Raw genomic sequence first — 26,832 nt, forward strand, 5'->3', positions numbered from 1 at the left:
TGTGCGTCTTGAGCGATCCGCTTAAAAACCCCTTCATCCTGAACTGGCGCCTGACCGAAATCCATGGTTGGGGGCTGGTGGGGGTCCATACCTGCCTGCACCTGCTGCGGATAGGTGGCTCTCCTGTTCTCTACTCGCCCCCGGATATGGAAACGATGCGGCCGCAAAACCAGGCCCTGCTGGGACCAGTGGGCGAGGCCTCACGGAGACTGGAAGAGGTGGTGACAACGCTGCAGGCCCAAGGCCGGCGGCTGCATATTCCCGATGCCACGGTGCTCTATGCACTGGGCGGCATGATGCAGCCTTCGCTGGAAGAACAGTCCTTCTTCGGAGACCGCAATGTCGGCGTCGGCGCCTTCACGGGCACCGCGCTGTCCGGCAAGGCTGTCAGCGATGCCAAATCCTATTCCAAGGTTGTCATCCATTCGACCTTTAACAAGCAGGTATTGGCCGATCACGGGATCGCCTCTGACTGCGTGTTCCAGGGGGTGGATCCCGTTGAAGTCTTTCCCGGTGTCGGGAATGGCATGTTCGGCCAACGCTATATTGTCTTCTCCGGCGGAAAGACCGAGTTCCGTAAGGGACAGGATCTGGTCGTGGCTGCTTTCCGCGCGTTCAATCAGCGCCATCCCGATGCGTTGCTGGTAACCGCTTGGGGCAATTTCTGGCCGGGCACGGCATTGACATTGCGGGAAAGCACCGTTCTTGCCGTTCCCCCTGTCGTTGGACCGGAAGGGATGGATGAAGCGGGCTGGCTGCGGGCCAACGGCCTGCCGGAAGGGTCCTTCTTCAATTGCGGGTTCCTGTCACGCCAGGTAATCGCGCAGGTACTGCATAATTGCGACCTGGGCATCTTCCCGAACCGCTGCGAACCGGGCACCAATCTGGTGGCCATGGAGGCGATGGCTTGTGGAGTCCCCGTCATCCTGTCGGCCAATACCGGCCATCTGGACCTGATCGGGGAAGACCGCACCTATGTGCTGTCGCGGCAAAGCCCCATCGTCAATGATGCGGAGGCACGCCGCTACTGGGGCGAAAGCGACGTGGAAGAACTGCTGGAAACCATGGAATTTGCCTATCAGAACCGCGACGACGCCCGTGCGCGCGGCAAGAAAGGATCGGACTGGGTCCTGGGCAATCGCCGCTGGGATCAGTTCGCGGCTGAGTTTGTCGATGTCTGCCTGCGCTGACCTCTCCCCTTCCTGCGACCGGATAAGTCCTGATGCTTGATCTTCTGCGTTTCGGCAGCGACGGATGGGGGGATGAGATCGCCCGGGGGGCCGGCATGACCTTGGCTGTCGCCATTCTGGCCTATCTGATCGGCATCCTGGCCGGATCGGGCGTGGCCGCCGCCAAGCTGTCGGGGCCGGCACCCGTGCGCTGGCTTGCCGCCGCCTACACCACCATCGTGCGCGGCGTGCCGGCCCTGCTGGTCATCTGGCTGCTGTTCTTTGGCGGGTCCGGGCTGATCGGCTGGGTCGCGGGCTTGTTCGGCTATGCCGGCCCGGTGGAACTGTCCTCCTTCGCGGTCGGCGTCACCGCCGTCGGCATTGTGTCCGCCGCCTATGCCACAGAGGTGATCCGGGGTGCCGTGGGGGCGGTGCCCAAGGGACAGTTGGAGGCCGCCCGCGCCCTGGGCATGGGCCGGTTCCTGATCCTGCGCCGCATCCTGGTGCCGCAGGCCCTACGCTATGCCCTGCCCGGCCTGGGCAATGTCTGGCAGATGACCCTGAAGGACACGACCCTCGTCTCCGTCGTGTCGCTGGCCGAACTGATGCGTCAGGCCTATCTGGGCATGCAGTCCACACGCCAGCCCTTCCTGTTCTATCTGACGGCCGCCATCCTTTACATGATCATGACCACCTGTTCGGAGGCTTTGTTCCGCGCCCTGTCGCGGCGGGCCGAACGCGGCGTGCGCCGCGCCGTGACGAACTGAGGGGCACCGGGCCATGAATATCGATATGATCCTCGCCTCCCTGCCGGCCCTTCTCTCTGGCGCCTGGGTGACGGTGCAACTGGTGGTGCTGTCTTTGTCGCTGGGCTTCGTGCTGGCCCTGGCGGTGGCGTTCGGGCGGCTGTCGTCAAACCGGGTCATATCGGGGGTGACGGGCGGTTACGTCTTCCTGTTCCGCTCTACCCCTCTGCTCGTGCAGATATTCCTGATCTATTACGGGCTGGGGCAGTTTGCCGGCATCCGGGAGAGTTTTCTGTGGCCCGTCCTGCGCGAGGCCTATTGGTGCGCCATCATCGCGCTGACGCTGAACACCGCCGCCTATACGGGCGAAATCATGCGTGGCGGCATTCAGGCCGTCCCCTTCGGCCAGATCGAGGCGGCCCGTGCAATGGGCATGTCGCGCCCCCTGCTCTACCGCCGTATCGTGCTGCCGCAGGCCCTGCGCACCATCCTGCCCGCCTATGGCAATGAGATGATCCAGATGGTGCAGGCCACCTCGCTGGCCAGTGCCATCACCCTGATCGAACTGACAGGTGCCGCCCGCACCATCGCGTCCCGCAGCTTTCAGCCGGTGGAGATGTTCATCATCGCCGGGGCCATCTATCTGGCCATGACCTTTGCCATCACCCAGGGCGTGCGCTGGGCGGAGCGGAAGAATGCGGCGGCGGGGTAACCCTCACCCCCCATCGGCTGACGCCGACGGGCCCCTCCCTCTCCCGCAAGCGGGCGAGGGGCAGAGTTTCATGGTGGGCTTGATATCGCCCCTCGCCCACGACAGTGGGAGAGGGAGGGACCCGAACGCGCCAGCGTTTGGGAGGGTGAGGGAACAACCCCAAAAACAAAACACCCCGCCGGATCTCTCCGGCGGGGTGTTCCATTTCAGCCCTGGGGCGAAAACGATCACTCGGGGATCGAGCGGCCGTTCTTCATGCCACGGCCCGTCGTACGCTCGGCGATACGAGCGGACTTGCCGGTCAGGCCACGCAGGTAATACAGCTTGGCGCGACGCACCTGACCCTTACGGACCAGTTCGATGCTGTCAACGCGCGGGCTGAACAGCGGGAACACGCGCTCCACACCTTCGCCGTAGGAGATCTTGCGGACGGTGAAGCTGGAATTGATGCCGGCATTCTTGCGGGCAATCACAACGCCTTCATAGGCCTGGATACGCTCACGCGTGCCTTCGGTGACCTTCACGTTCACCTTCACGGTGTCGCCGGGGGAGAAGGTGGGGATCTTCTTGCCTTCGGACAGCTTGGCAACCTGCTCGGCTTCCAGCTTCTGCAGAATGTTCATGGTACTCATCCTTCACTACTGCCACCGTTCCCGTCCGGGATCGCGGTGGTTTTGGTTGGCTCGGCCGATACCCGACGGGCTCGGCGTTTCTTCACCTTTGGGGCCGGGCGGCTTGCCAGGTAGTCGGACCACAGGTCGGGCCGTCGGCCTTGCGTGATCTTTTCCGCCTGTTCGAGCCGCCAAGCCCGGACCTTCTCATGGTGACCGGACAAAAGGATCTCCGGCACCGCACGGCCATTCCAAACGGGTGGCCGCGTATAATGGGGGTACTCCAGCAACCCCCGCTCAAAACTCTCTTCCCCCGCCGTCTCGACGTTCCCCATGACACCCGGCAAAAGCCGGACCACGGCGTCGATCAGACAGAGGGCCGCCGGTTCACCACCGGACAGCACGAAATCACCCAAGGAGACCTCCTCCAGGTGATGTTCCTCGATCACCCGTTCGTCGATCCCCTCATACCGCCCGCACAGCAATGTCAGGGTCCCTTCGCTGGCGATCTCTCGCACCAGCGCCTGGTCCAACACGCGTCCACGCGGTGAAAGGTAGACGATCCGGCCCGGTTTCAGTCCGGCTGCCTCCTGCTTGGTCTTTGCATCACGGATGGCTGCATCGAGCACATCCGGGCGCATGACCATGCCGGGACCGCCGCCGAACGGGGTATCGTCCACGGAGCGGTGCTTATCGCGCGTGAACGACCGGATGTCCAGCTTTTCCAGCGTCCAGGTGCCCTTTTCCAGCGCTTTTCCCGCAAGGCTGAGCCCCAGCGGCCCCGGAAACATCTCCGGGAACAGGGTCAGCACAGTGACGTGCCAGAACGGGGCGATGGACTCGGTCATGGGGCTGTCGGCTGCTCGCCGGTCTCCTCACCCTCGGGCTCTTCCCCCTCGGGCTCGTCATCCAGCGACAGCTTGCCGCCCATTTCCGCCAGCTCTTCCGGGTCCGGACGGGCCGGGGTGAAGAGGTTGACGGGCGGGTCGATCACAACGCGGCCAGCCTTGACGTTCACCACGGGCACGACGGCACGGGAGAACGGGATGAACACCGTCTTGCCCGACACATGCACCATTTCCAGAACGTCGCCGGCGCCGAAATCATGGATGGCCTTGATGGTGCCAAAGGCAGCGTCGCCTTCTGGACCTTCCGTGACGGTTTCCATGCCGATCAGATCGGCGTGGTAGAACTCGTCCTCATCCTCCAGACCCGGCAGCCGGTCGCGCGGCACGAACAGCTTGACGCCCTTCAGCGCATCGGCGGCATCGCGGCCCTTCACGCCCGTCGCTTCAACCAGGAAATGGTCCTTGCCCATCCCGGTCATGCGGAGCGTGAAGCTGCGGGCGCCGGCTTCGTCGGTCAGCGGGTTATACTCGAACACGGCCTCGGGATCGGCGGTGAAGCTCTTCACCCGCAGGCGGCCGTGAACCCCGTGCGATCCGATGATCTGGGCCACGCAAATGCGGTCGGTCATCAAGCTGCTCTCTCAATAAAAACGCCCCTCCCCCACGGATGGGGGAGGGGCGTGACAGTCACTTACTCAGCGGCAGCGGCCTTGGCGGCCAGCTTGGCGCGTTCCTGGGCCTTGGCCTTCGGAGCGGACTTCTTCGGGCTTTCGATGATGGCCGGGGTGGCGATCAGGTTGGCCTTGGCCAGGAACTTGACGACGCGGTCGGTGGGCTGGGCGCCCTTGGCCAGCCAGCCCTTGATGGCCTCTTCGTTCAGGGTGACGCGGTCGGCATGGTCGCTGGCCAGCATCGGGTTGTAGGTGCCGACCTTCTGGATGAAGGCGCCGTCGCGCGGGGCGCGGCTGTCGGCAACGACGATGGCGTAGAACGGGCGCTTCTTCGAGCCACCACGGGCCAGACGGATCTTGACGGACATGTTGATCTTCCTTGCTTACAAAAGGTTAAACGATCTGGGTTGAGAGATAATCGTCGCGGGATCAGATCAGCCCCGGCGGCGATGTTCCTTGTGGCGGGTCATGTTTCATCCCCGCCATTCGCTGCCGCCCATTCGGACGCCAGGATTCCGTAAAGACAATTATCGACCAGTTCACCGCTCAGGCGAACATAGCCCTGCCGGCGGATGCCTTCGCGTACGAAGCCATTGGCTTCCAGCACGCGGGCCGAGGCGGCATTGCGCGGGTCGATCTCCGCCTCCACCCGATTCTTCTTCAGAACCGTGAAGGCATAGCGCAGCATGGCGGCGGTGGCGGCCTTGGCCAGGCCCTTGCCGCGCGCGGCGGGCGTCAGGATATAGCCGAGATTGACCTGCGCCGGCGTCTCCTTCAGGAGCAGGGCCCAGCCCAGGCATTCACCGCCATCGGTGGTGATGGCCCAATGCCAGCCCGACCGCGCGCCCGACGCCATGGACAGCATCTTGTCGCGCGTCTGTTCGATGCTGTCATGGGCCTGATGCGGCATGTAGCGCATGCTGTCCGGATCGCCATAGGCGGCGTGCATCGCATCGGCGTCGCTGGCCTTCAACGGGCGCAGAATAGCAGGACCATGGCGCAGCGTCGGCAGCGGGGTCGGTGGGTTCTCCCGCCGCTTCTGCCAGTCGGACGCCAGGATGCCGAAGACGCCGGTATCCAGATAGGTGCCGCCATAGACGAAGTCCTGACGCTGCGTGCCTTCCCAGGTAAAACCCAGACGCAGCAGCAGACCCGCCGAACGGTGGTTGCGCGGGTCGATATTGGCGGCGACGCGGTGCAGGCCCCAGGCGCCGAACGCATGGTTCAGGGCGCCGGCCACCGCTTCCTCGCCATAGCCCTTGCCCCTTGCTGCGGGCGACAGGATATAGCCGACCCAGCCGATACCATCGCGCACGCCGAACAGCGTGACCCAGCCCAGGCAGGCATGGCCATCCGTGGTGACGGCCCAGGTACGGACCGTGTCATCCTCGACCAGCGCCTTTTCCATCGACGCCTTCGTCTCCTCGACGGAGGTGACGGGCGGATGGGACCAGTAACGCATCGTCTCCGCATCGCTGAGGATGGTGTGCATGGCATCGGTATCGGCCCAGGAAAGCGGGCGCAGTACCAGACGCGGCGTCAGCAGCGTAGCGTGTTCCGGGGCGGCTTGGTTGCGTACCTGAATATTCATGCCCGGTTCTTCCGTCGGGTCAGAGACAGGAACCGGTCGCGCGGCTCCCCCGTCCAGCCATTGACACCATGATTGGGCAGCCAGACAGCGTGGAAATAAAAGACGAAGGCGGTGGATGCCGCAATGAGACCCAGTGCCCAGCCGCGCCCGGCCAGGGCCGACAGCGCTACCGTCAGACCAACGAAACCCAGCAGCCCAGCCAGACGGCGCAGGGCCGGCCCGTCGCGGTGGACGGCGGCGAACAGGGTGCTGTTCACGCCGTGCAGCAAGGCCGCCAGTGTGGCGTCGAACCACAGGCTGTCCAGCGAGAAACGCTGCATCAGGGTTTCGGCGGTGACGGACATCAGCGCATGCCCTTGGGCATCAGCGCACCCAGGCCCTGCCGCAGCAGGCCCTTCTGGCCCATCTTCCGCATCTTCTTCATCATTTCCGACATGTCCTGATACTGCTTGATCAGGCGGTTCACGTCGGCAACGGTCACGCCCGCACCCGTGGCAATGCGGCGCCGGCGCGATGCGTTCAGGATGTCGGGCTTCTTACGCTCTTTCTTGGTCATCGACAGGATGATGGCTTCCTGGCGGTCCAGGATCTTCTCGTCGATATTGGCGTTTTTCAGCTGTTCCTTGATCTTCCCCATGCCGGGAAGCAGGTTCATCATCCCGCCCATGCCGCCCAGTTTGCGGATCTGCCGCATCTGGGACAGCATGTCCTCCAGGTCGAAGCCACCCTTTTCCAGCTTGCGCGCCAGCTTTTCGGCTTCTTCCTTGTCGATGCTTTCGGCGGCCTTTTCCACCAGACTGACCACGTCGCCCATGCCCAGGATGCGGCCCGCGATACGGTCGGGGTGGAACGGCTCCAGCGCGTCGGTCTTTTCGCCCATGCCCATCAGCTTGATGGGCTTGCCCGTGACATGGCGCATGGACAGGGCGGCACCGCCGCGCGCATCGCCGTCGATACGCGTCATGACGATGCCGGTGATGCCGACGCGGTCATTGAAATTGGTGGCGACGGTGACGGCGTCCTGACCGGTCATGGCGTCGACGACCAGCAGGCTTTCCGCCGGCTTGGCGACGTCGCGGATGGCCACGACCTCGTCCATCAACTCCTCATCGATGGCCAGACGACCGGCGGTGTCCAGGATGACGACGTCGAACCCTTCCAGGCGGCCCACTTCCATGGCGCGCCGGGCAATCTCCACCGGCTGCTGACCGGGAACGATGGGCAGGCTGGCCACGCCCGTCTGTTCGCCCAGGATGCGCAGCTGTTCCTGTGCGGCGGGGCGGCGGGTATCCAGCGACGCCAGCAGCACCTTCTTCTTGTCACGATTCTTCAGGCGGACGGCGATCTTGGCCGATGTCGTGGTCTTGCCCGACCCCTGCAGACCCAGCATCAGGATGGGAACCGGGGGCACGGCCTCCAGGTTCAGATCCTCGACCTGGCTTCCCAGCAGTTCGACCAGATGGTCATGGACGATCTTGATGACCATCTGACCGGGATTGATGCCGCGCAGCACCTCCGTCCCGATGGCCTTTTCCTTGACGCCCGTGACGAAGGCCTTCACGGCGGGCAGGGCGACGTCGGCCTCAAGCAGGGCGATGCGCACTTCGCGCAGTGCCGCGTTGACGTCATCCTCCGTCAACGCCCCGCGCTTGCGCAGGCGGTCGAAGATATCGCCAAGCCGTCCCGTCAGTCCGTCGAACATCCGTTGCCTTCCATGCCGGTGCCTTGGCCACCCCGTTTTCGCCCTTGTGGATGGGACATGCCCAAACGCAAAAGCGCCAGTGCGCGACACTCGCGGACCGGCGGGGCACCTCGGTGCCGAATTTCTACCCAATGCAGGGTGGCCGAGTTGATACAGCGGCAGGGGCCGAGAGTCAATGTGGCGGTCCGGGATGAAGGGTTCCGGCACCCGCATGCCACGCAAGGATGCAGGCATGATGGTCCGATACCCACTTCCGTAATAGTCTCCCTGTCCGGCTATACGAAATCTTCACTTTCGTCTTCTTAATGCTAGGGTGATCCTTGTGGATCGTCATCTTGCTTTGAATATCCCGTAATAATGGGGTGGGGACATGGGCGGCGAGATCGGGCGGGGCCCGGACCGGTCGCGGATCAGTGTTGCGGAATTGCAAGGCGTGCTGAGCCGGCATCAGGCCTTTCTGCGCCGGCAGGCCGGGGGCGCGCGCGCCAACCTGAAACTGCGCGACCTGTCGCATATGGACCTGTCGGGGTTCGACCTGTCGGATGCCGACCTGTCGGGGGCCAAGCTGTTCGGCACGCGGCTGGAGGGGGCGAACCTGTCGAGCGCCACGCTCTATGCCGCCGATCTGCGTCTGGCCAATATGGAAGGGGCGGACCTGCGCAAGGCCGATCTGCGCGGTGCCTGTCTGCGCGGCGCGGTCCTGACCGAGGCCATCCTGTCCGACAGCGACCTGCGTGATGGCACCATCATGCATGTCCGAAAGAATGGCGACATCGCCGCACATGAGTTTGAGACGGTATCGGTGAATACCGAACTGTCGGTTGCCACCATCCGGGCCGCCGACCTGTCGCGCGCCAAGATATCCAACGCCTTCGTCATGCAGACGGACCTGACGGATGCCATCCTGCGCGGGACCAAGTTCGTGCGCGCCAACCTGTCCAATTCCAACCTGACGGGCTGCGACCTGACGGGTGCCGATCTGCGGGAAGCCAACCTGTCGGGGGCCAGGCTGTCGGGGGCTAATCTGACAGGGGCCGAACTGAATGCCACGCGCTTCCTGGGTGCCGACCTGATCGGCGTCATCATGGATGATGTGACGCGCCGCGCCGCCAATCTGGACGGGGCCATCCTGTCGCGTGAATTGTCCAGCGATGGAAGGCCCTTGGAACAGATCCTGGCCGACCATCGCATCTGGGTGGACAGCCAGGGACGTGACGGCGTCCGAGCCGACCTGTCGGGCGTGGACCTGTCGGGCCGCGACCTGTCGGGACAGACCTTGTCCGCGGCCCTGCTGCACCGGACCATGCTGCGCGGGGCCGACCTGTCGGGTGCCACGCTGGCCATGGCCGACCTGTCGCTGGCCGACCTGCGTGATGCCGACCTGACCGCCGCCGACATGCGCGGCGCCAGCCTGGAACGGGCCACCTGTTCGGGGGCCGTCCTGGTCCGGGCCGACCTGGGGCCGGTACAGATACAAAGCAACGCCACAAGGCTGTGGCCCGCCAACCTGAACCGTGTGCGCTTCGACGGGGCCGACCTGGGGGCCGCGAACCTGCGCAAGGCCAAGGCAACGCAGGCCGTCTTCACCCGGGCCAGCCTGATCCGGACCGACATGGGCGGGGCGGAATTGATCAGCGCCGATATGTCGGGCGCCGTCTGCACCCAGTTGGCGCTGGACGGTGCCAACACCACCGACCTGCGCCATGCCGGGGCCAGGGACCTGATCCTGCCTGAACTGGACGATCTATAATATATAAGGTGTGAGACGGCGCGGAATGCCGCGAAGTTAAGGCTGCGCCGTCACCTATTCCGTTCCCGCCGCAGCGCCGCATATGGGCCTTGCGTCAGGCGCTGGCCTGCCACCCCGCACCCACGACCCTTGTCGGCTTGCCCGAACGGCTGTTTCACGCTAATCACGCCGCCCAGGGTCATCCCGCATTGCAGCTAAGGAAAGGTGCAGCCGGATGATCCAAACGTAATCTTGTTTCCTGACCCGAACCAAATCGAAGGGAAATTCCCATGGCACGCAAGAAGATCGCGCTGATCGGCGCCGGCCAGATCGGTGGCACGCTGGCCCTGCTGGCCGGCCAGAAGGAGCTCGGTGACATCATCCTGCTCGACATCCCCGACTTCGCGGGCGTTGCCAAGGGCAAGGCGCTGGACATCGCCGAGTTGTCGCCGGTCGCCGGTTTCGACGCCGGTTACTCGGGCACCTCCGACTATGCCGACATCGCCGGCGCCGACGTGGTGATCATCACCGCCGGCGTGCCGCGCAAGCCGGGCATGAGCCGTGACGATCTGGTCGGCATCAACGCCAAGGTCATCAAGGTCGTGGCCGCCGGCGTCAAGGAACATGCCCCGAACGCCTTCGTCATCGTCATCACCAACCCGCTGGACGCCATGGTCGGCCTGTTCCAGGAAGTGTCGGGCCTGCCGCCTGAAAAGGTCGTCGGCATGGCCGGCGTTCTGGACAGCGCCCGCTTCCGCTGGTTCCTGGCCGAAGAGTTCGGCGTGTCGGTCGAAGACGTCACGGCCTTCGTGCTGGGCGGCCATGGCGACACCATGGTCCCGTCGGTCCGTTACTCCACCGTGGCCGGCATCCCGCTGCCCGACCTGGTGAAGATGGGCTGGACCACGCAGGAGAAGCTGGACAAGATCGTGCAGCGCACCCGTGACGGCGGTGCGGAGATCGTCGGCCTGCTGAAGACCGGCTCCGCCTTCTACGCCCCGGCTGCTTCTGCTATCGCCATGGCCGAGAGCTTCCTGCGCGACAAGAAGCGCGTTCTGCCGGTGGCTGCCAAACTGACCGGTCAGTATGGCGTAGACGGTCTCTATATCGGCGTGCCGACCATCATCGGCTCCAAGGGCGTGGAAAAGATCATCGAGATCGACCTGTCCGCCGAGGAGAAGGCCAATTTCGACAAGTCGGTCGATGCCGTTAAGGTTCTGGTCGACGTGACCAAGAAGGTTTCGGCCGAAGGCTGATCCCTTTACCTTTATCAGAAGGTGCTGGTTTCCAGCCCTTCCGGCACAAAACCCCGCCCGGCCATCCGGGCGGGGTTTTTTGTTTCCGTCGGACAGCGCCCGTTGGTCATTTTTTGTCAATACCCGCTGCCTTTATAAATAATTTCATAAAATACAGGCCAAATATCCATAAAGAAACTGCATGGCTTGACCTGTGATCTTTGCTTCTGTTGCAAAACTGATCTGCATCACAGCGGTACGAAAGTATAGGTTTGGGTCGTTTTCTTAACCATTCGGTTACGGGTCGCCCGTATAGTCCGCTCCATCAGACGGACGCCACGAATAAAAACGCGCTGATCGCGCTGTCGCTGTGGCGATCCCATGAAGTGTCTAGTTAATTTGGTGGCGTTGCCAAGTCGTTCTGACAAGGTGGCGTCACAAGGTCAGTAAAGACATGCGGCCAACAGTGGCACGTGCCCAAAAGGGTGCGATTTCTGTTGACGGCTTGGCGCCTTTGCTGGCACCTCCCCGCCCCATCGCACCGACAAACACGCCATCGTAAGGAATTGGACACCCCATGAAGACCGCCCTGCTGTTCGCCACCGCCCTGCTATCCCTGACCGCCACCTCCGCTTTCGCCGCTGGCTGCGAACAGGGTAACCCGCCGGCTCTGGTCGATGGCGCCACCGCCAGCCAGGAACAGATGGCCGAAGCCATGAAGGCCGTTAAGGCCTATATCATGTCGACCGAAGAATATCAGGCTTGCCTGGAAGCCGCCGGCAAGGGTGGCAAGATGGACATGGAAGCCTACAACAAGTCCGCCGCCCGCATGGAAGCGCTGGCCGCCGACTTCAACAAGCAGCTGAAGACCTTCAAGGCCCGCAACGGCTGATATAGAGCTGTTTACGGTTTGCCGAAAACAGCTCCGGCGGCGACTGCCGCCGCGCCGCACATGCGGCGTGAAGCCAAGCGGCGGATGCCGCGCCGGCGCTTGAGGAAAACGAACGGATGGAGCGTGTTTCCGGTCAACGGAAATACGCTCCAGGTTTCTGCCGCCACCCGCTCTTCGCTGAGCAGGCGCTGTTACGAGAACCCGTGCCGGGAAACCGGCGCGGGCTTTTCATTTTGGCCGCCCGACGCTGGCGCATGCATTTACCATGTCATCCCGCCGCAGCTGTAATTGACGGGCAGGCGTGAAGATTTTATCCTTCACAACAAGTTTAGGGAGATAAGGGCATAATTGCCCAATAATTAGTCAGTTGGGGATAACTTGGCACCCAATAAAACCTGGATAACGGGCCGTGGTTGATGCGCGGGCATCAAAGACGATTCCGATATCTAAAATTTTATTGTTCTTTGGGGTGTCAAACGATGAAAAAAGCAATCCTGTCTACCGCCATCGCCATGATTCTGTTTACCGGTGCCGCACAGGCCGCCTGTGAACAAGGTGATCCGCCCACCCTGCCTGACGGCGCCACCGCGTCGGAGACCCAGATGGCGGATGCCGTAAAGGCCGTGAAGGCCTACATCGCCGCCACCGAGGAGTATCAGGCCTGTCTGACCGCCGAGGGCAAGCGCGGTAAGATGGATATCGAAAGCTACAACAAGTCGACCGAGCGCATGGAGAAGCTGGCCGCCAACTTCAACAAGCAGTTGAAGGCCTTCAAGGGCCGGGGCGGTTGACCCATACATATGTCTTACTGGCCGGCTTCAGGTATGTTGGGGCCGGCCAGTGGGACATTTCACGGGCAGGTGACAGACGTAGTGGTCCTGTCGCCGTTACATGGCACCCTTGCACCTGACGCTCGTGCTTACCGCATCTGCGGCAGGCTCTTGTTGCGCTGCAAGGGTTTGCGCCATTTCGTATCGTGAAGGCGCCCGTGAACCCGTGCAAAATTCCGCATATCGCCGGGCATCATGCGGGACCTTTGGATGGTTGATCCCGGTTCCCATAGTGCTAAAGTGCCGCCCGCGTGGGGGTTGGACCTCCGTGTGCGGCAGGGCGGATCCCCGCTCCGCCGGCCCGTCTCCCATCCAGAGCAAGACGGCTGAGCGATGAATATCCATGAGTACCAGGCCAAGAGCCTGCTGAAGAAGTACGGCGTCGCGGTGCCCCGCGGCGGCGTCGCCTATACGCCGGACGAAGCCGCCAAGGTTGCCACCGAACTGGGTGGTCCCGTCTGGGTGGTGAAGTCGCAGATCCATGCTGGTGGCCGTGGCGCCGGTCGTTTCAAGAACGACCCCAACGGCAAGGGCGGCGTCCGCGTCGTCAAGAGCGTGGATGATGTGAAGTCCAACGCCGCCGCCATGCTGAACCAGGTGCTGGTCACCAAGCAGACCGGCGAAGCGGGCAAGGAAGTCGGTCGCCTCTATATCGAGGAAGGCGCCGACATCAAGCGCGAGCTGTATCTGTCGATGCTGCTGGATCGCGGCTCGTCGCGCGTCACCATCGTCGCCTCGACCGAGGGCGGGATGGAGATCGAGGAAGTGGCCCACAGCCACCCCGAAAAGATCACCAAGGTTGCCATCGACCCCGTCGAAGGCCTGCAGGGCTATCACGCCCGCAAGGTCGCCTTCGCCCTGGGCCTGGAAGGCAAGCAGGTCAATGCCGCCGCCAAGTTCATGACCGCCATGTACAAGGCGTTCATCGACCTGGACATGAGCATGGTTGAGATCAACCCGCTGGTCGTGACTGGCGCTGGCGACGTGATCGCGCTGGATGCCAAGGTCAACTTCGACGACAACGCGCTCTACCGTCACCCCGACGTCGAAGAGCTGCGCGACCCGACCGAAGAAGAAGCGTCCGAGACGGAAGCCACCAAGCACGGCCTGAACTATGTGAAGCTGGATGGCAACATCGGCTGCATGGTCAACGGCGCCGGCCTGGCCATGGCCACCATGGACATCATCAAGCTGTATGGCGGCGAGCCGGCCAACTTCCTGGACGTGGGCGGTGGCGCCACCAAGGAACGCGTGACGATCGCCTTCAAGCTGATCCTGTCCGACCCGAATGTCGAAGGCATCCTGGTCAACATCTTCGGCGGCATCATGCGCTGTGACGTCATTGCCGACGGCGTTGTCGCCGCCGCGCGTGAAGTCTCGCTGCATGTTCCGCTGGTTGTCCGTCTGGAAGGCACCAACGTCGACCTCGGCAAGAAGATCCTGGCCGAAAGCGGTCTGCCGATCCTGTCGGCCGACAATCTGGCCGACGCCGCCGAGAAGATCGTCAAGGCCGTGAAGGAGGCCGCGTAACATGGCCGTTCTCGTCAATAAAGACACCAAGGTCATCTGCCAGGGCTTCACCGGCGCGCAGGGGACCTTCCATTCCGAACAGGCCATCGCCTATGGCACCAAGATGGTCGGCGGCGTGACCCCCGGCAAGGGCGGTTCCAAGCATCTGGACCTGCCGGTGTTCGACACCGTCGCTGACGCTGTGTCCAAGACCGGCGCCAACGCGTCCGTGATCTATGTGCCGCCGCCGTTCGCCGCCGACGCCATCCTGGAAGCCATCGATGCCGAACTGCCGCTGGTGGTTTGCATCACCGAAGGCATCCCGGTGCTGGACATGGTCCGCGTTAAGCGCGCCCTGGCCAACAGCAAGACCCGTCTGGTCGGCCCGAACTGCCCCGGCGTCATCACCCCGGACGAGTGCAAGATCGGCATCATGCCGGGCCACATCCACAAGCGTGGCAAGATCGGCATCGTGTCCCGTTCCGGTACGCTGACCTATGAAGCAGTGGCGCAGACGACCGCCGCCGGCCTGGGTCAGACCACCTGCATCGGCATCGGCGGTGACCCCGTCAATGGCACGAACTTCGTCGAAGCGCTGGAAATGTTCGCCCGCGATCCGGAAACCGAAGGCATCATCATGATCGGTGAGATCGGTGGTGACGCAGAGGTGAACGGTGCGGAGTACATCAAGGCGTCGGGCCTGAAGAAGCCGGTCGTCGGCTTCATCGCTGGCCGTACGGCTCCTCCGGGTCGCCGCATGGGCCATGCTGGTGCCGTGATCTCCGGCGGTAACGACACCGCTGAGTTTAAGGTGGAAGCCATGCGCGCCGCCGGCATCCATGTCTCCGAAAGCCCGGCCAGCCTGGGCTCGACCATGGTGAAGGCACTGGGCTGATTTTTTGGCCCGTACATTGAGTAAAGAAAACCCCCGCCGAAGCGATCCGGCGGGGGTTTTTGTTTCAGGCATTTTTTATGAAGCAGGCGGAGCAAGCATCGCCTGGGCATTCAACTGAAACTGTTGATTATCCATCAGAAGCTGATGGACGCTCAGAGCCACCAGTGCAGCCGGAATGTGCAGGATGTCTATACCGTGGGTTTGCTTGCGCCCAATGGCAGATTTCGTCGTCGCGATCGGCTTGTTGATCCCGTGTCGGTTGGCGAAATCCAGCAAGGCGGTTAGTTCCTCAGGCTTCTCAAAATAACGATCACTCCACTTCACTTCCCGGCAGTCCACGGGCCGATCAGTCTTCGGATCAAGAAAGACAAAATCAACCTCCCCCTTACCCCAGCGGGCATAGCAGAGTGTGGAAACGATATTTGTATGGACATATTGGGCCATGATCGCCGTTTCGACCAGTTCCCCAAAATGTTCCTCGTCACCCGTGATCGGGCCAAACAAAGCTGCACGCAGGCTGGGGATGGTCAGATAGACCTTGAAGAAGTTGGCCCGCTGAAAGCGGTGCCCGCTGGCATCGATGCGGGGCAAACGGATAATCAGGAAGGCCGCCTCAAGATAAGTCAGGTATTTACGCAGCGTATTCTTGGCGACGCTAGATTGCTGCGCCAGGCCATCCAGGCTGATTTCCTTGCCGGTCTGATAGGCCAGCATCGTGAACAGGCGATTGAGTTCCTGAATATCGTCAATGCCATAGAGACTGGGCAGGTCCCGAAGCAGGACCTTGTCCAGAATATCTTCCCGCACATAGATATCGGCCCGCTTGCGGATATCGCGGGACAGCGAAGGCTCAGGGAAACCACCAAAGTTGATATAGTCTATAAAGAGTTGGTTCAGACGCTGGACACCCTCCTGATCACGCAGGAAGGCGGGCTCAAGAAAATCCTTCACCTGAAATTCAGGAGCGCCGGAACTGAACCGCACAAACTCCGCAAAGGACAACCCCGGCAGATAGAAATCCGTAAACCGCCCCGCCCCCGACTCGTTGCTTTTCATCTTCAGGGCCGCCGCCGCAGAGCCCGACGCGCAGAAACGGATATGCGGCAAGGCATCGACCAGCGATTTCAGGTGCCGTTCCCATTCCTTCAGATATTGCACCTCGTCAAAGAAGACGTAGCGGGTGCGGCGTTCCAGGATGCCATCCTGGGTGAAGGCGATGCGCAGTATCTGTTCCAGGAACAGGCCCGTATAGACGGGTGTGTCCAGCGAGACATAGAGAATGTCCGCCGCCGGCACACCGTCACTCAGCAGTTGCGCAATGACCTGCCGGATCAGCATGGACTTTCCCACACGGCGCGGCCCCATCAGGATGGGTGCGCGCTGGATGGACAGATTGGTCAGCAGGGCATGGAAGGATGTGAACAGGTCCCGGCGCGGGAAACCCTGCATATCCTCCCGGAACAGGTCCGCGTCGCGCCACCATGGATTATCCACGGCCAGACGCAGACGAACCTCGTTCTCTGTGATACCGATCATGACGCCCCCGATGCTAAGATCAATCGATTGATCTTAGCATCGGGGGCGCGGCATCCAAAGCCCTACTTCTCCGGCGCCTCCGCCGCGCGCGACAAAGGGTGGCCGGCCAGTTCGCTTTCGGTCAGGCGGGCGGATGCGGCGTAGAGGCGGGCAATCATTTCGCCCTTTTCCAGAGCGGTTAGGGGGCGGCCACGCTCTCGCTCCTCCCGCTCCACACGGCTGATCATGGCCGCCAGCAGATAGGCATCCACGGCATGCTCATGCTCCGTCACCGGGTGGGGCCGCGGCGAGGTGGGAGCGCTGGCATTCGTCGGCATGGGGATGATGGTCGGGTTCATCGCCGGATCATGGGCCGTCAAAAGCATCTCCCCCTCCCCGGTCAGCAGCCAGTTGAGATTGACGCCCCGGCGCGCCAGTTCCAGCAGCCATTCCACCTTAGGCGGACCCCCATCGCCCTCATAGGCGCTGTAGGTGGAACTGGGCAGGCCCAGATGGGCCGCCATGTCGGAACGGCGGGCGAAGCCCAATCGATGGCGCAGCAGGCGCAGCCGCCCGGCGATACTGTTGGTCATAACCGCTCCCCGGCCACGCGCCTGATTCGGCAACTATTGACAGAAATCGGTTCAGCAACCGAAAGATGAGCACGCAACATCAGTTGGCGCGCGCCAAAAGCCCCATGCATACTGGGATATGCCATCAAGGTTTCCAACCCTCCATTCACATCCACGCCTGAGGATACGCGTAATGGAAACGGATTATCGTTGAATTCCCGTTTTTCGATTCGTAAACTCGTTTTCAAGAGACAAACCCTTTGCGGGACGAAAGAAAGCATCAGAAAACCAAATGAGAAACCTGTATTTCCGTCAATTCCGCCATTGATCAGCGGTGATACAATCCGCGAATGGCAGAAGGGGCGGCAATACATTTCCGGCACGGACAGCCGGCACTTTTCCTGTTTTCTGTTGTGGAACTGCAAACTGTGTGAAGCGGCTGTTGGGTCTAGTCTCCATCAATGGAAAGCTATTGATGGTGACTGACTTCGCCCCCCTTTGTCAAAGTCGGTTGTATTCTGCTATACAATTTCCAAGCAAGTCATATGACTATAAACGATAAGACAGGAATGCTGTTCCTGTTTTAATTGTAAAGCCAAACACAATCTTCCTTTATCTACCAATGGCTCCCCCGGCCATGGCGGGGATAAACAAGCGATGTCCACAGGCTGGACCACAACATTGTCGGGTGCAGCAGAGGTAGAGCAAAACTCTTATGTTTCCGTTACCGGCGGGATGTTTCCCACCCTGGTGCACTTGTTCTTTTGCATATGGCACAATCTACATGCACAGGGCGGAACAAGGACGGGATCATCAACCGCCTTGTCCAGGAAACTGCTGAGACCATCGATAATGGGCATGACGACAGGCACCGGCACGGCAGCGATGGGCACACGAATGCCGGAACGAAAGGCGGGGAACAGGCGGTCGAACGGGACCTAGCGGCTGAGCCGGACCGCCACTGATTCGTCCATTTCGTCATTGGACGGGGCCGGACGCGGCGCAGAACCGCGCGCCACATGATCCGCCGGGAAGCGGAAGCGGAAGACCGTGCCCTGGCCCAGCGTGCTGTCGACCGAAACCACGGCGCCATGCAGTTCGGCCAGGGCCCGCGCGATGGAAAGGCCCAGGCCCGTCCCGTTCTGGTGATCCTGGACCCGGCCCACCTGTTCAAAGGGCCGCCAGATCCGTTCCAGATCGCCTTCTGGAATACCCACGCCCGTGTCCACGACCGACAGGACCAGCCGCCCGTCATGGCGGTCCAGTTCGGCAATCAGGCGGATATCGCCGCCATGCGGCGTGAACTTCACGGCATTGCCGACAATGTTCAGCAGCAATTGCCGCAGCGCCCGTTCATCGGCCAGCAGCAGCAGCGGCTCACCCGCTGGCAACTCCACCTCAATGGACAGGTTCTTGTCCCGCGACAGGCCGCGCGCGATCCGCTGGATCTGCCGCAATTCCCCTTCCAGGGGAATCCAGCAAGGCTCCAGGGTCAGACGCCCCGCTTCGATCTTCGACAGGTGCAGCATGTCGTTGATCACGGACAGCAGATGGTTGGCGGCCACCATGATGTCGCCCGCATATTCCGCATGGCGCGGGTCGGGCGGCACCCCATCACGGTCGCCGCTGGCGATCATCCCAGCGAAGCCCAGAATGGCATTCAGGGGCGTGCGCAACTCATGGCTCATGGTCGCGATGAAGGCGGATTTGGTCCGAGATGCGGCTTCCGCGGCCAGACGCGCCGCCTCTGCGGCGGCGGCCTTGGCCTGCGCCGTCACGTCCACGACCGTCGCCTGGATGGCATATTGCCCGTCCCAGACGATGCGCCGGGCCAGCACATCAACATGGATCAGCGAGCCGTCGCAGCAGATATTGGGGGTGGAGCGAATGATGGGCAGCTTGCCCCCGGCCAGCAGAATGGACCAGGCGCGATTGGCCTGTTCGCGCCCCGGTTCCGGAATGATGCGGTCCAACTCCATCGACAGCACATCCAGCACCGACGAATAGCCCAGCATCTGGGCATAGGCGGTGTTGCAGAACAGGATGCGCCGGCCCGAATGCACGACAATGCCCTGAACCGAGCCTTCGACCATGTCGCGCAGGCGCTGTTCATTGGCGCGCATCGCCTGTTCGATGTCGCGCGCCTCCGTCACGTCGCGCGCCTCCACCATCAGGCGGATGGCGCCATCGGCACCGGGATCGATGGGGGTGACCGACAGGTCGAAGACCAGTGGGGCACCGGTTTCCGGCCCCGTCGCCGCATCAAAACGGATAGTGGCGCCCCTGCCGGCCGCCTGTACCGCCGATATCAGCCGTTCACGCACCCCCGGTGACCCGCACCACCAGGGCGTATCCCACAGGGCTAGGCCCAACACCTTTTCTGCCGCCAGATCGCCCACGCGCAGGGCGGCACGGTTGGCCGCACGAACGGTTCCGTCCGCGTCCAGAAGGACCAGCACCTGCGAGGTGCTGTTGAAATAGGAAAGGAACAGACGGTCCGCCCCCGCCGCCCCCAGGGCCGGCAAATCAAGCGCGGCCGAATCCAACGCGACCATCAGGCAACCCCATACGATGCCTGATCACGTCCCACCGACGCAGGGGCATCCGCTTTGAAAAATGGGAACGGGCTGACGCTTTATCATGCGCCGCGCCCGGTTGCCCCTTTCTGAGGCAAAAATGAAGGCCCGGCAACAGATTGTTACCGGGCCTTGGCAGAAAACGTCACTTTTGATGAAGCCGCCTGATCATTCGCCCAGCGCGTCACCATGGCCGTTGATGCGCATCGCCAATGCTGCCTGCAGGAACTTGTCGAGATCACCGTTCAGCACGCCTGCGCTGTCGGAGGTTTCGACATTGGTCCGCAGGTCCTTCACCATCTGATAGGGCTGCAGCACATAGGAGCGGATCTGGTGGCCCCAGCCGATATCGGTCTTGGTGGCTTCCAGGGCGTTGGCCGCTTCCTCGCGCTTGCGCAGTTCCATCTCATAGATGCGGGCACGCAGCATGTCCCAGGCCTTGGCCCGGTTCTTGTGCTGGCTGCGTTCCTGCTGGCACGACACCACGATCCCGGTGGGGATATGGGTGAAGCGCACCGCCGAGTCGGTCTTGTTCACGTGCTGCCCACCGGCACCCGATGCGCGGAACGTGTCGACCTTCACATCCTTCTCATTGATCTCGACATTGATCTTGTCGTCGATCACGGGCGTCACGGAGACGGAGGAGAAGGAGGTGTGGCGGCGGGCCTGGCTATCGAACGGGCTGATGCGGACCAGGCGATGCACGCCCGTCTCCGACTTCAGCCAGCCATAGGCATTGTGGCCCTTGACCTGGATGGTGGCGGACTTGATGCCGGCCTCTTCACCATTGGTCTCGTCCAGCAGCTCGACCTTGTAGTCGTGCTGTTCGGCCCAGCGGGAATACATGCGGAACAGGATCAGGGCCCAGTCCTGGGCCTCCGTGCCACCGGCACCGGCATTCACTTCCAGATAGGCGTCGTTGGCGTCGGCCTCGCCGGAAAGCAGGCTTTCCAGCTCCATGGTGGCCGCGCGGTCCTTCAGCGACAGAACGGCCGCTTCGGCTTCGGCGATCATGTCCTGATCGCCTTCCATCTCGGCCATTTCCAGAAGTTCCAGATTGTCCTTCAGGTCGCGCTCCAGCTGCCGCGTGCCGTTCAGCGACGCTTCCAGCTGGTTCTTTTCGCGCAGGAGCTTCTGGGCCCGGTCGCTGTCATTCCACAGGTTCGGGTCTTCGGTAAGGGCGGTTAGTTCGTCGAGGCGGAAAAGGGATTTCTCCCAGTCAAAGATGCCTCCTCAGCAGGACCAGAGACTGTTCAACAGCCTCCGTCACCGCCTGGATTTCAGCGCGCATGTGCGTGCTCCCGATCTCAAGGGCGGGCCGGCCCCGAAAAGGTCCGGGGGCGGCCACGTTGGAAAGGGGCTTATGTACCCCCGGACAGTGCCCGAGGCCAAGTCCCTTCCCAACATGGCCGCCCCCGGTTTCAAGGAACGGACGCAGCCGAACCCGATCAGAACCGGTAGCCGACACCGACGCCAAAGATCCAGGGATCAATATCGACCTTGGCATTGACGGGGCTGGCCAGGCCGGCATTCACCTTCACATCCGTATCCAGCCAGATCTTCTTCACATCGAAATTCAGCGACCATTTGTCGTTGAGTTCGATATCCACACCGGCCTGGGCGGCAAGCCCGAAGGCATTGTCATAGGAGATGCCCTTGGCGGCACCCGGATCGTCACCGTAGAAAATCGTGTAGTTCACGCCGGCGCCGACATAGGGGCTGATCTTGCCCTTCGGATTGAAATGATATTGCAGCGTCAGGGTCGGCGGCAGCAGCCAGACATCGCCCAGATCAACCGAGGCGCCCAGCGGCGAGCCCTTGGCCGCCACATTATGGTGCGTCGTGCCCAGGATCAGTTCGGCGGCCAGATTGTCGGTGAAGAAGTAGCTGAAATCCAGTTCCGGCACGACGGAGCTGTCAACAGCGGCCTTGCCGGCGATGGCGGTCGTGCCCAGCTTCAGGCTGCTGCTTTCATCCGGCTGCACATAGATGACGCGGCCACGGACCAGCAGGTCACCGGCGGCCTTTTCGGCATGGGCCGGCATGACAGCGGCACCCATCGTCAACGCGGCGGCCAGCGCCGGAACAGCGAATTTCTTCATGGATAAGGCTCCTGTATCGTGTGCCGGGCGAATATTTCCGCCGCCGGCCGGACGCTGTTTTCAGTCGTCGCTTACAGGTTTTGTTATAAAAGCCCGGTGTGATCATTTCCCTGATTTGGATCAATTCAAATAAATCACCGGTATTCTTTTGATGAATGGCTGGCGTGCCATATTCGTGATCATTCCGCCGCGGTGCGGATGCGCGGCAGACGGGCCTGTGCATCAGCCAGGATGGCGTCCATGGCGGCCAGGGCCGTATTGACCGGCTGCCCCGGACGCAGCAGGCCCAGACAATCGCGCAGGGCCTGTGCATCGGCAGGAAAGCCGACAGCGTCCAGCCCATCGGCCATACGCAGCGCCAGACGCCGCACCGCCGCGACATCGACGCCATTCTCATCATCCCCGGCGGGGCGCAGGCTGCGGCGGGCATCGGCGACATTCTGTGCCGCCAGCAGCAGCAGCCCATCCACCGCCGGCCCGCCCAGCCGCCCGCGCAGCGCGCCCATCGGGCCGGTATCGGTGGGCCGCATCTGGGTAACCTGCGCCGGTTCCGCGCCGGCCAGGGCCACGGCACCCACGCCGTCGGGCGGGATGATGCGGGCCAGGGTGGATAGAAGTTCCTCCAGCTTAATGGGCTTGGCGATGAAACCCTGCATGCCCACGGCCCGGCTGCGCGACACGGTTTCGGGCAGGACATTGGCCGTCAGGGCGACGACGGGCACAGACGCCATCGGCCCGCCGCCCTGGCGCAGCTTGGCCGTGGTTTCGAACCCGTCCATGCCCGGCATGCCGATATCCATCAGCACCAGCTTCACCCGCTGCGTGGTGAGCGTGGCCAACGCTGTCTCCCCATCCTCTGCCGTTATCACCTGCACACCCTGCCGGGTCAGCAGTTGTGTCGCCACGAACTGGTTGACGGCATCATCCTCCACCAACAGCACCTGTGGACGGCTGGTCCAGTAGGGCAGCAGGCGGGCCGCCGCACCCGGCGCCTGGGCCGGGGCGGCGGCCAGCGGCATGGGCAGGTCAAGGGTGAAGACGGTGCCATGGCCGGGTGCGCTGTCCACCTGGATGGTGCCGCCCATCATGCCAACCAGCCGCTTGGAAATAGCCAGCCCCAGGCCGACCCCGCCGAAACGGCGGCTGTCCCCGGCTTCGGCCTGATAGAAGGCGTCGAAGACATGCGGCAGCTTGGCGGCGGGAATGCCGATACCGGTATCGGCCACCGTGATGCGCACCAGGGCGGCCCCCGGCGTGGCGCTGGCATGGCCGACGGCGGGCGGCTGACGCGCCGCCACCACCTTGATGCCGCCGCGTTCGGTGAATTTGATAGCGTTGCCGATCAGGTTCAGCAGGATCTGGCGCAGGCGCGCCGCATCCATGCTGACATGCCGGGGAACATCCGCGCCGATGGTCAATTCCAGCGACAGCCCGCCCGCCGCCGCACGCCCCGCCATCAGGTCGATGGCGTCATGCAGACGCTGGTGCAGATCCATCGGGGCCGACAGCAGCGACAGGTGCCCCGCCTCGATCCGCGTGATGTCCAGCAGATCATCCAGCAGGGCCAGCATGGACTGTCCCGCCTTGTCCATCACCTCCAGCACCTTGCCCTGGGGGGAGGCGGGGTCGTGCTGTCCCTGGCCGTTCAGGATTTCCAGGCCCCCCATCACGGCATTGATGGGGGTGCGGATCTCATGACTGACGGCAGCCAGGAAGACGGATTTCGCACGGTTGGCGGCATCCGCCGTCTGCGCGGCCTGATCGCGTTCGCGCGCCACACGGGCATTCTCCGCCGCCTCCGCCTCCAGCCGCCGTTGCAGGAAATCGTTGGTCAGGGCCATGACCGCCATGCAGCCGGCCACCAGCCCCATGGTCGCCATCAGGAAATTGATGGCCGCCGCCGGATTGGGAGAGAAGAAGCCCCCCTCATCCTGCCGCCAGACGATATCGATGATGCGGGCCAGCATGACCAGGGCCATGACCGCGAAGACTGTGGTGATCACCACCCACAGGCGGGGCGCCACCGTCCTGCCCTGTCGCCAGCTTTCATAGGCGATGGCGATCTTGATCCCGATCAGCCAGATCGAGGCGGCGATGGAGCGCAGGATGATGTCGTTCCGGTGCAGTACATCATAGAGCAGCACCGCCGTCAGGATGGCCAGGGTGGCGACCGGCACGGTCCAGCGCAGGGGCCGTCCCGCAAAACGCCGGATGCCCAGCAGCAACAGGACATGTGCGCAGCCAACCCCCAGATTGCCCAGCAGCACCGACAGCCAGAGCGGGATGTAATCGCGCGTGGCCAGGATGGCGACGCCCGTCGCGCCCAGCACGACACCACCGGTCAGGAGGCCAAGACCGGGAATAGCCCGCTGCCGCCACCAATAGATACAGAGCGAGACGCCAAGACCGGACGCCACCGCCGCGAAGGTGACCAGCAGGGTCAGTTGATCAAGCTGGCGCAGCACTTCCATCGCGGCTCACCTCCGGCCTGCACATTTCCCCCTTATCAACCATGGAAGGCGGGGATTGTCACGTCGCGTCGTTAAGGCCCGACAGCACGTCACACAGGTTCACCAGCATGCCGGCGGTCGCCCCCCAGATATAGCGGTCGCCATAGGGGAAGGCCCAGAAATGCCGCTGTGCGCCCATGAATTCACGTGTTTCCCGCACCCGGCTGGCGGGGTTCAGGATGAAGGTCAGCGGTACCTCGAAAATGGCGTCCACCTCGTTGGGGTCCGGTGTCAGGGTGAAGGGCGGGCGGACATGCGCCACCACCGGCACCACCCGGAATCCGGTGCGGGTAATATAGGTGTCCAGCCGGCCCAGAATCCGCACATGGCTGCGCGGCAGGCCGATCTCCTCCTCCGTCTCCCGCAGGGCGGTGGCGGTGGGGTCGATATCGTGCGGTTCCACCCCGCCGCCGGGAAAGCTGATTTGCCCGGCATGGGCCGCCAGATGGGCCGTGCGCTGGGTCAGCAGCAGGGTCGGCCCATCCACCCGGTCGACCAACGGCACCAGGACGGCGGCATCACGCAGGGTCGGGGCGGTCGGCAGGCCGGGATTGCCGTCCAGATCGCCACGCCCGCCCGTCGGCGGTTCCATCCGCGCGAACAGGTCGTGGATGCCCCGCATCAGGGGGCTGGCCGCTATCAATTCCGTCTCAAGCACCGCTGCTAAACCCTCAATCCACCCGGCCCAGGGAAAAGAATATCCCCTGGCTCCAGACGCCGATATCACCGGCCTCACCGGGTTCCGCCCGTTCGACAAGATCATAGAAGATCGCACGGTTTATCCGCGCTTCCAACGGTGTCTCCGGCGGTCCTTTGACGCGGATATAGGGGCGCGGTTCGCCGGTGGCCGGATCGGTCACCACGCGGATCGGATGATCGGGGCCGGCAGTGACGCTGGCCTCCAGATTGGTAGTGAAGGTCAGGAACTGGTTCGGCCCCTCCCCCTGCACCTCCAGGCCGACAGCCACGAAGGGCGCATCCTCCACGCTGATCCGCCCCCGTTCAGCCGGCGTGATCAGCCAGTAGTCGCCGGCACCATCCCGGCGCAGCACGGTCGAAAACAGCTTCACCAGCGGCAGCCGCCCGATGGGACTGCCGTGATAGGTCCAGGTGCCGTCGGCGCGGATGACGATGGGATAGGCTTCATCCTCCGCGCTGGGCGTGCGGGGCGCACCGCCGCCCAGCGCCTTCAGCGCGGCGTCGGCTGCATTGGTCCCATCGTGCGGGGCGGCATTGGCATGCCCATTCTGCTTGCATTCCGTCATGGTGGATTGGACCATCCAGCTCCGTCAGTCGCGGTCTTCATGCCGCATTGATAACATAGTCGTGATGCCAAGCTTCTGGTACCCAGGGTATTACACCCATCATACGGGTGTTGTTCGGGTTTGAAGGGATGATGATGGTGCTGAATTCAACGGAGGCCGGGCGCAACAGCGACCCGCAGGCGCTGTTGCGGGATGTGGAGGCGCTGGGAGACAAGCTTGCCGCCGCGCGTCAGGCCATCGGACGCGTCATCTTCGGTCAGCAGGACGTGATCGACCTGTCGCTGGTCACCTTGCTGGCCGGCGGGCATCTGCTGCTGATCGGCGTGCCGGGTCTGGCCAAGACGCGGCTGGTTGAAACGCTGGGCACCGTCATGGGCCTGGATGACCGCCGCGTGCAATGCACGCCCGACCTGATGCCCGCCGACATCCTGGGGTCGGAGGTGCTGGAGGAACGCGACGATGGACGCCGCGCCTTCCGCTTCATCCCCGGCCCGGTCTTTGCCCAGTTGCTGATGGCGGATGAGATCAACCGCGCCAGCCCGCGCACCCAGTCGGCCCTGTTGCAGGCCATGCAGGAAGGCCGCGTGTCGGTGGCGGGCCATTATCACCCGCTGCCCCGCCCCTTCCATGTACTGGCCACCCAGAACCCGCTGGAACAGGAAGGCACCTACCCGCTGCCAGAGGCGCAGCTGGACCGGTTCTTGTTGCAGGTGGATGTGGACTATCCCGACCGCGACAGCGAACGCCGCATGATGATCGCCACCACCGGGGCCGATGCCGGCACGGTTACGGCGGTGCTGACGCCGCAGGATCTGATCGCGGCCCAGGCCCTGGTCCGCCGCGTACCGGTGGGCGACAGTATCGTGGATGGCATCCTGGACCTTGTCCGCAATGCACGGCCCGACAGCAGCCCGCTGGACATTGTCCGCCGCCATGTCGCCTGGGGCCCCGGTCCCCGCGCGTCACAGGCCCTGATGCTGGCCGCCCGCGCCCGCGCCCTGCTGGACGGGCGGCTGACCCCGTCGCTGGATGATGTCATCGCCCTTGCCAAGCCTGTTCTGCGCCACCGCATGGCATTGAACTTCGCGGCCAGGGCCGACGGCATCACGCTGGACGCCATCATCGATCAGCTTTGCGCGCCGCTGGCGTAAC

26 protein-coding genes are annotated in these 26,832 nt (G+C 63.2%); 10 read left to right on the top strand and 16 right to left on the bottom strand.

Annotated features, from left to right (window positions below):
- Window positions 1-8: 8 nt before the first annotated feature.
- The 3 genes from ACODSP_RS22280 to ACODSP_RS22290 are packed head-to-tail and all read left to right on the top strand — an operon-like array spanning window position 9 to window position 2,627.
- On the top strand, window positions 9-1,190 hold the full coding sequence (locus ACODSP_RS22280) for a glycosyltransferase family 4 protein (RefSeq protein ID WP_488967739.1): 1,182 nt from the start codon (window positions 9-11) through the stop codon (window positions 1,188-1,190).
- A 32-nt stretch (window positions 1,191-1,222) separates the two neighbouring features.
- Window positions 1,223-1,936, top strand: a complete 714-nt coding sequence (locus ACODSP_RS22285; protein ID WP_488967740.1) for an ABC transporter permease — start codon at window positions 1,223-1,225, stop codon at window positions 1,934-1,936.
- A 13-nt stretch (window positions 1,937-1,949) separates the two neighbouring features.
- Window positions 1,950-2,627, top strand: coding sequence for an ABC transporter permease (locus ACODSP_RS22290; RefSeq protein ID WP_488967741.1), 678 nt, complete (start codon window positions 1,950-1,952; stop codon window positions 2,625-2,627).
- Between the two features lie 227 nt (window positions 2,628-2,854).
- Here ACODSP_RS22290 and rplS read toward each other — a convergent pair whose 3' ends face one another.
- The 7 genes from rplS to ffh all read right to left on the bottom strand — a co-directional run bounded on the left by rplS (window position 2,855) and on the right by ffh (window position 8,050).
- Entirely contained in the window at window positions 2,855-3,250 is a 396-nt protein-coding gene (rplS, locus tag ACODSP_RS22295) for a 50S ribosomal protein L19 (RefSeq protein WP_488967742.1), read from the bottom strand.
- Window positions 3,251-3,255: 5 nt separating this feature from the next.
- The gene (gene trmD, locus ACODSP_RS22300; protein WP_488967743.1) at window positions 3,256-4,086 is read right to left on the bottom strand and encodes a tRNA (guanosine(37)-N1)-methyltransferase TrmD; all 831 of its coding nucleotides are present in this window, start codon (window positions 4,084-4,086) and stop codon (window positions 3,256-3,258) included.
- Window positions 4,083-4,715 (bottom strand): ribosome maturation factor RimM, encoded by a 633-nt coding sequence (rimM, locus tag ACODSP_RS22305; protein ID WP_488967744.1) that lies wholly within the window; start codon window positions 4,713-4,715, stop codon window positions 4,083-4,085. The genes trmD and rimM overlap by 4 nt, the downstream gene beginning before the upstream one ends.
- A 62-nt stretch (window positions 4,716-4,777) precedes the next feature.
- Entirely contained in the window at window positions 4,778-5,125 is a 348-nt protein-coding gene (gene rpsP, locus ACODSP_RS22310; protein ID WP_054170517.1) for a 30S ribosomal protein S16, read from the bottom strand.
- A 98-nt stretch (window positions 5,126-5,223) separates the two neighbouring features.
- Window positions 5,224-6,348, bottom strand: coding sequence for a GNAT family N-acetyltransferase (locus tag ACODSP_RS22315; protein WP_488967745.1), 1,125 nt, complete (start codon window positions 6,346-6,348; stop codon window positions 5,224-5,226).
- Complete coding sequence (locus tag ACODSP_RS22320; RefSeq protein ID WP_488967746.1) at window positions 6,345-6,692, bottom strand: hypothetical protein; 348 nt, start codon at window positions 6,690-6,692, stop codon at window positions 6,345-6,347. The genes ACODSP_RS22315 and ACODSP_RS22320 overlap by 4 nt, the downstream gene beginning before the upstream one ends.
- Window positions 6,692-8,050: a signal recognition particle protein gene (gene ffh, locus ACODSP_RS22325; protein WP_488967747.1), complete on the bottom strand. Its 1,359-nt coding sequence runs from the start codon at window positions 8,048-8,050 to the stop codon at window positions 6,692-6,694. The genes ACODSP_RS22320 and ffh overlap by 1 nt, the downstream gene beginning before the upstream one ends.
- Before the next feature lie 370 nt (window positions 8,051-8,420).
- Here ffh and ACODSP_RS22330 point away from each other — a divergent pair, with 370 nt between their 5' ends.
- The 6 genes from ACODSP_RS22330 to sucD all read left to right on the top strand — a co-directional run bounded on the left by ACODSP_RS22330 (window position 8,421) and on the right by sucD (window position 15,140).
- Complete coding sequence (locus tag ACODSP_RS22330; RefSeq protein ID WP_488967748.1) at window positions 8,421-9,800, top strand: pentapeptide repeat-containing protein; 1,380 nt, start codon at window positions 8,421-8,423, stop codon at window positions 9,798-9,800.
- Window positions 9,801-10,069: 269 nt separating this feature from the next.
- Entirely contained in the window at window positions 10,070-11,035 is a 966-nt protein-coding gene (mdh, locus tag ACODSP_RS22335) for a malate dehydrogenase (protein WP_488967749.1), read from the top strand.
- 556 nt (window positions 11,036-11,591) lie between these two features.
- The gene (locus ACODSP_RS22340) at window positions 11,592-11,906 is read left to right on the top strand and encodes a hypothetical protein (RefSeq protein ID WP_488967750.1); all 315 of its coding nucleotides are present in this window, start codon (window positions 11,592-11,594) and stop codon (window positions 11,904-11,906) included.
- A 479-nt stretch (window positions 11,907-12,385) separates the two neighbouring features.
- A complete protein-coding gene (locus ACODSP_RS22345) occupies window positions 12,386-12,697 on the top strand; it encodes a hypothetical protein (protein ID WP_102112291.1) in 312 nt (103 codons plus the stop codon).
- 372 nt (window positions 12,698-13,069) lie between these two features.
- Window positions 13,070-14,266, top strand: a complete 1,197-nt coding sequence (sucC, locus tag ACODSP_RS22350; RefSeq protein WP_054170525.1) for an ADP-forming succinate--CoA ligase subunit beta — start codon at window positions 13,070-13,072, stop codon at window positions 14,264-14,266.
- 1 nt (window position 14,267) lies between these two features.
- Window positions 14,268-15,140 (top strand): succinate--CoA ligase subunit alpha, encoded by an 873-nt coding sequence (gene sucD / locus ACODSP_RS22355; protein ID WP_488967751.1) that lies wholly within the window; start codon window positions 14,268-14,270, stop codon window positions 15,138-15,140.
- 75 nt (window positions 15,141-15,215) lie between these two features.
- On the opposite strand, the gene ACODSP_RS22360 is transcribed toward sucD, so the two are convergent.
- From ACODSP_RS22360 to ACODSP_RS22400, 9 genes are all read right to left on the bottom strand, one after another.
- Window positions 15,216-16,676 (bottom strand): ATP-binding protein, encoded by a 1,461-nt coding sequence (locus ACODSP_RS22360; protein ID WP_488967752.1) that lies wholly within the window; start codon window positions 16,674-16,676, stop codon window positions 15,216-15,218.
- Between the two features lie 62 nt (window positions 16,677-16,738).
- Window positions 16,739-17,248 carry a helix-turn-helix domain-containing protein gene (locus ACODSP_RS22365; RefSeq protein ID WP_488967753.1) on the bottom strand — a complete coding sequence of 170 codons (510 nt, stop codon included), beginning with the start codon at window positions 17,246-17,248 and terminating at the stop codon, window positions 16,739-16,741.
- On the bottom strand, window positions 17,245-17,652 hold the full coding sequence (locus tag ACODSP_RS22370) for a hypothetical protein (RefSeq protein ID WP_488967754.1): 408 nt from the start codon (window positions 17,650-17,652) through the stop codon (window positions 17,245-17,247). Before ACODSP_RS22370 ends, ACODSP_RS22365 begins: the two co-directional genes overlap by 4 nt.
- A gap of 513 nt (window positions 17,653-18,165) precedes the next feature.
- Complete coding sequence (locus tag ACODSP_RS22375; RefSeq protein ID WP_488967755.1) at window positions 18,166-19,782, bottom strand: sensor histidine kinase; 1,617 nt, start codon at window positions 19,780-19,782, stop codon at window positions 18,166-18,168.
- Between the two features lie 189 nt (window positions 19,783-19,971).
- Window positions 19,972-21,094 (bottom strand): peptide chain release factor 2 gene (prfB, locus tag ACODSP_RS22380; protein ID WP_488967756.1). Its coding sequence is split into 2 segments (ribosomal slippage): window positions 19,972-21,024 and window positions 21,026-21,094, totalling 1,122 coding nucleotides; the frame shifts between segments, so codons are not numbered across the junction.
- A 157-nt stretch (window positions 21,095-21,251) separates the two neighbouring features.
- Entirely contained in the window at window positions 21,252-21,905 is a 654-nt protein-coding gene (locus ACODSP_RS22385; RefSeq protein WP_444732768.1) for an OmpW/AlkL family protein, read from the bottom strand.
- Between the two features lie 179 nt (window positions 21,906-22,084).
- A complete protein-coding gene (locus ACODSP_RS22390; RefSeq protein ID WP_488967757.1) occupies window positions 22,085-24,376 on the bottom strand; it encodes an ATP-binding protein in 2,292 nt (763 codons plus the stop codon).
- Window positions 24,377-24,434: 58 nt separating this feature from the next.
- Window positions 24,435-25,007 carry a CoA pyrophosphatase gene (locus ACODSP_RS22395; protein ID WP_488967763.1) on the bottom strand — a complete coding sequence of 191 codons (573 nt, stop codon included), beginning with the start codon at window positions 25,005-25,007 and terminating at the stop codon, window positions 24,435-24,437.
- Between the two features lie 79 nt (window positions 25,008-25,086).
- Window positions 25,087-25,695, bottom strand: a complete 609-nt coding sequence (locus ACODSP_RS22400; RefSeq protein WP_488967758.1) for a DUF1285 domain-containing protein — start codon at window positions 25,693-25,695, stop codon at window positions 25,087-25,089.
- A gap of 116 nt (window positions 25,696-25,811) precedes the next feature.
- Here ACODSP_RS22400 and ACODSP_RS22405 point away from each other — a divergent pair, with 116 nt between their 5' ends.
- Window positions 25,812-26,831 carry an AAA family ATPase gene (locus ACODSP_RS22405; RefSeq protein ID WP_488967764.1) on the top strand — a complete coding sequence of 340 codons (1,020 nt, stop codon included), beginning with the start codon at window positions 25,812-25,814 and terminating at the stop codon, window positions 26,829-26,831.
- The last annotated feature ends 1 nt before the right edge of the window (window position 26,832 follow it).

It is taken from the genome of Niveispirillum sp. FG156, from assembly GCF_057809555.1.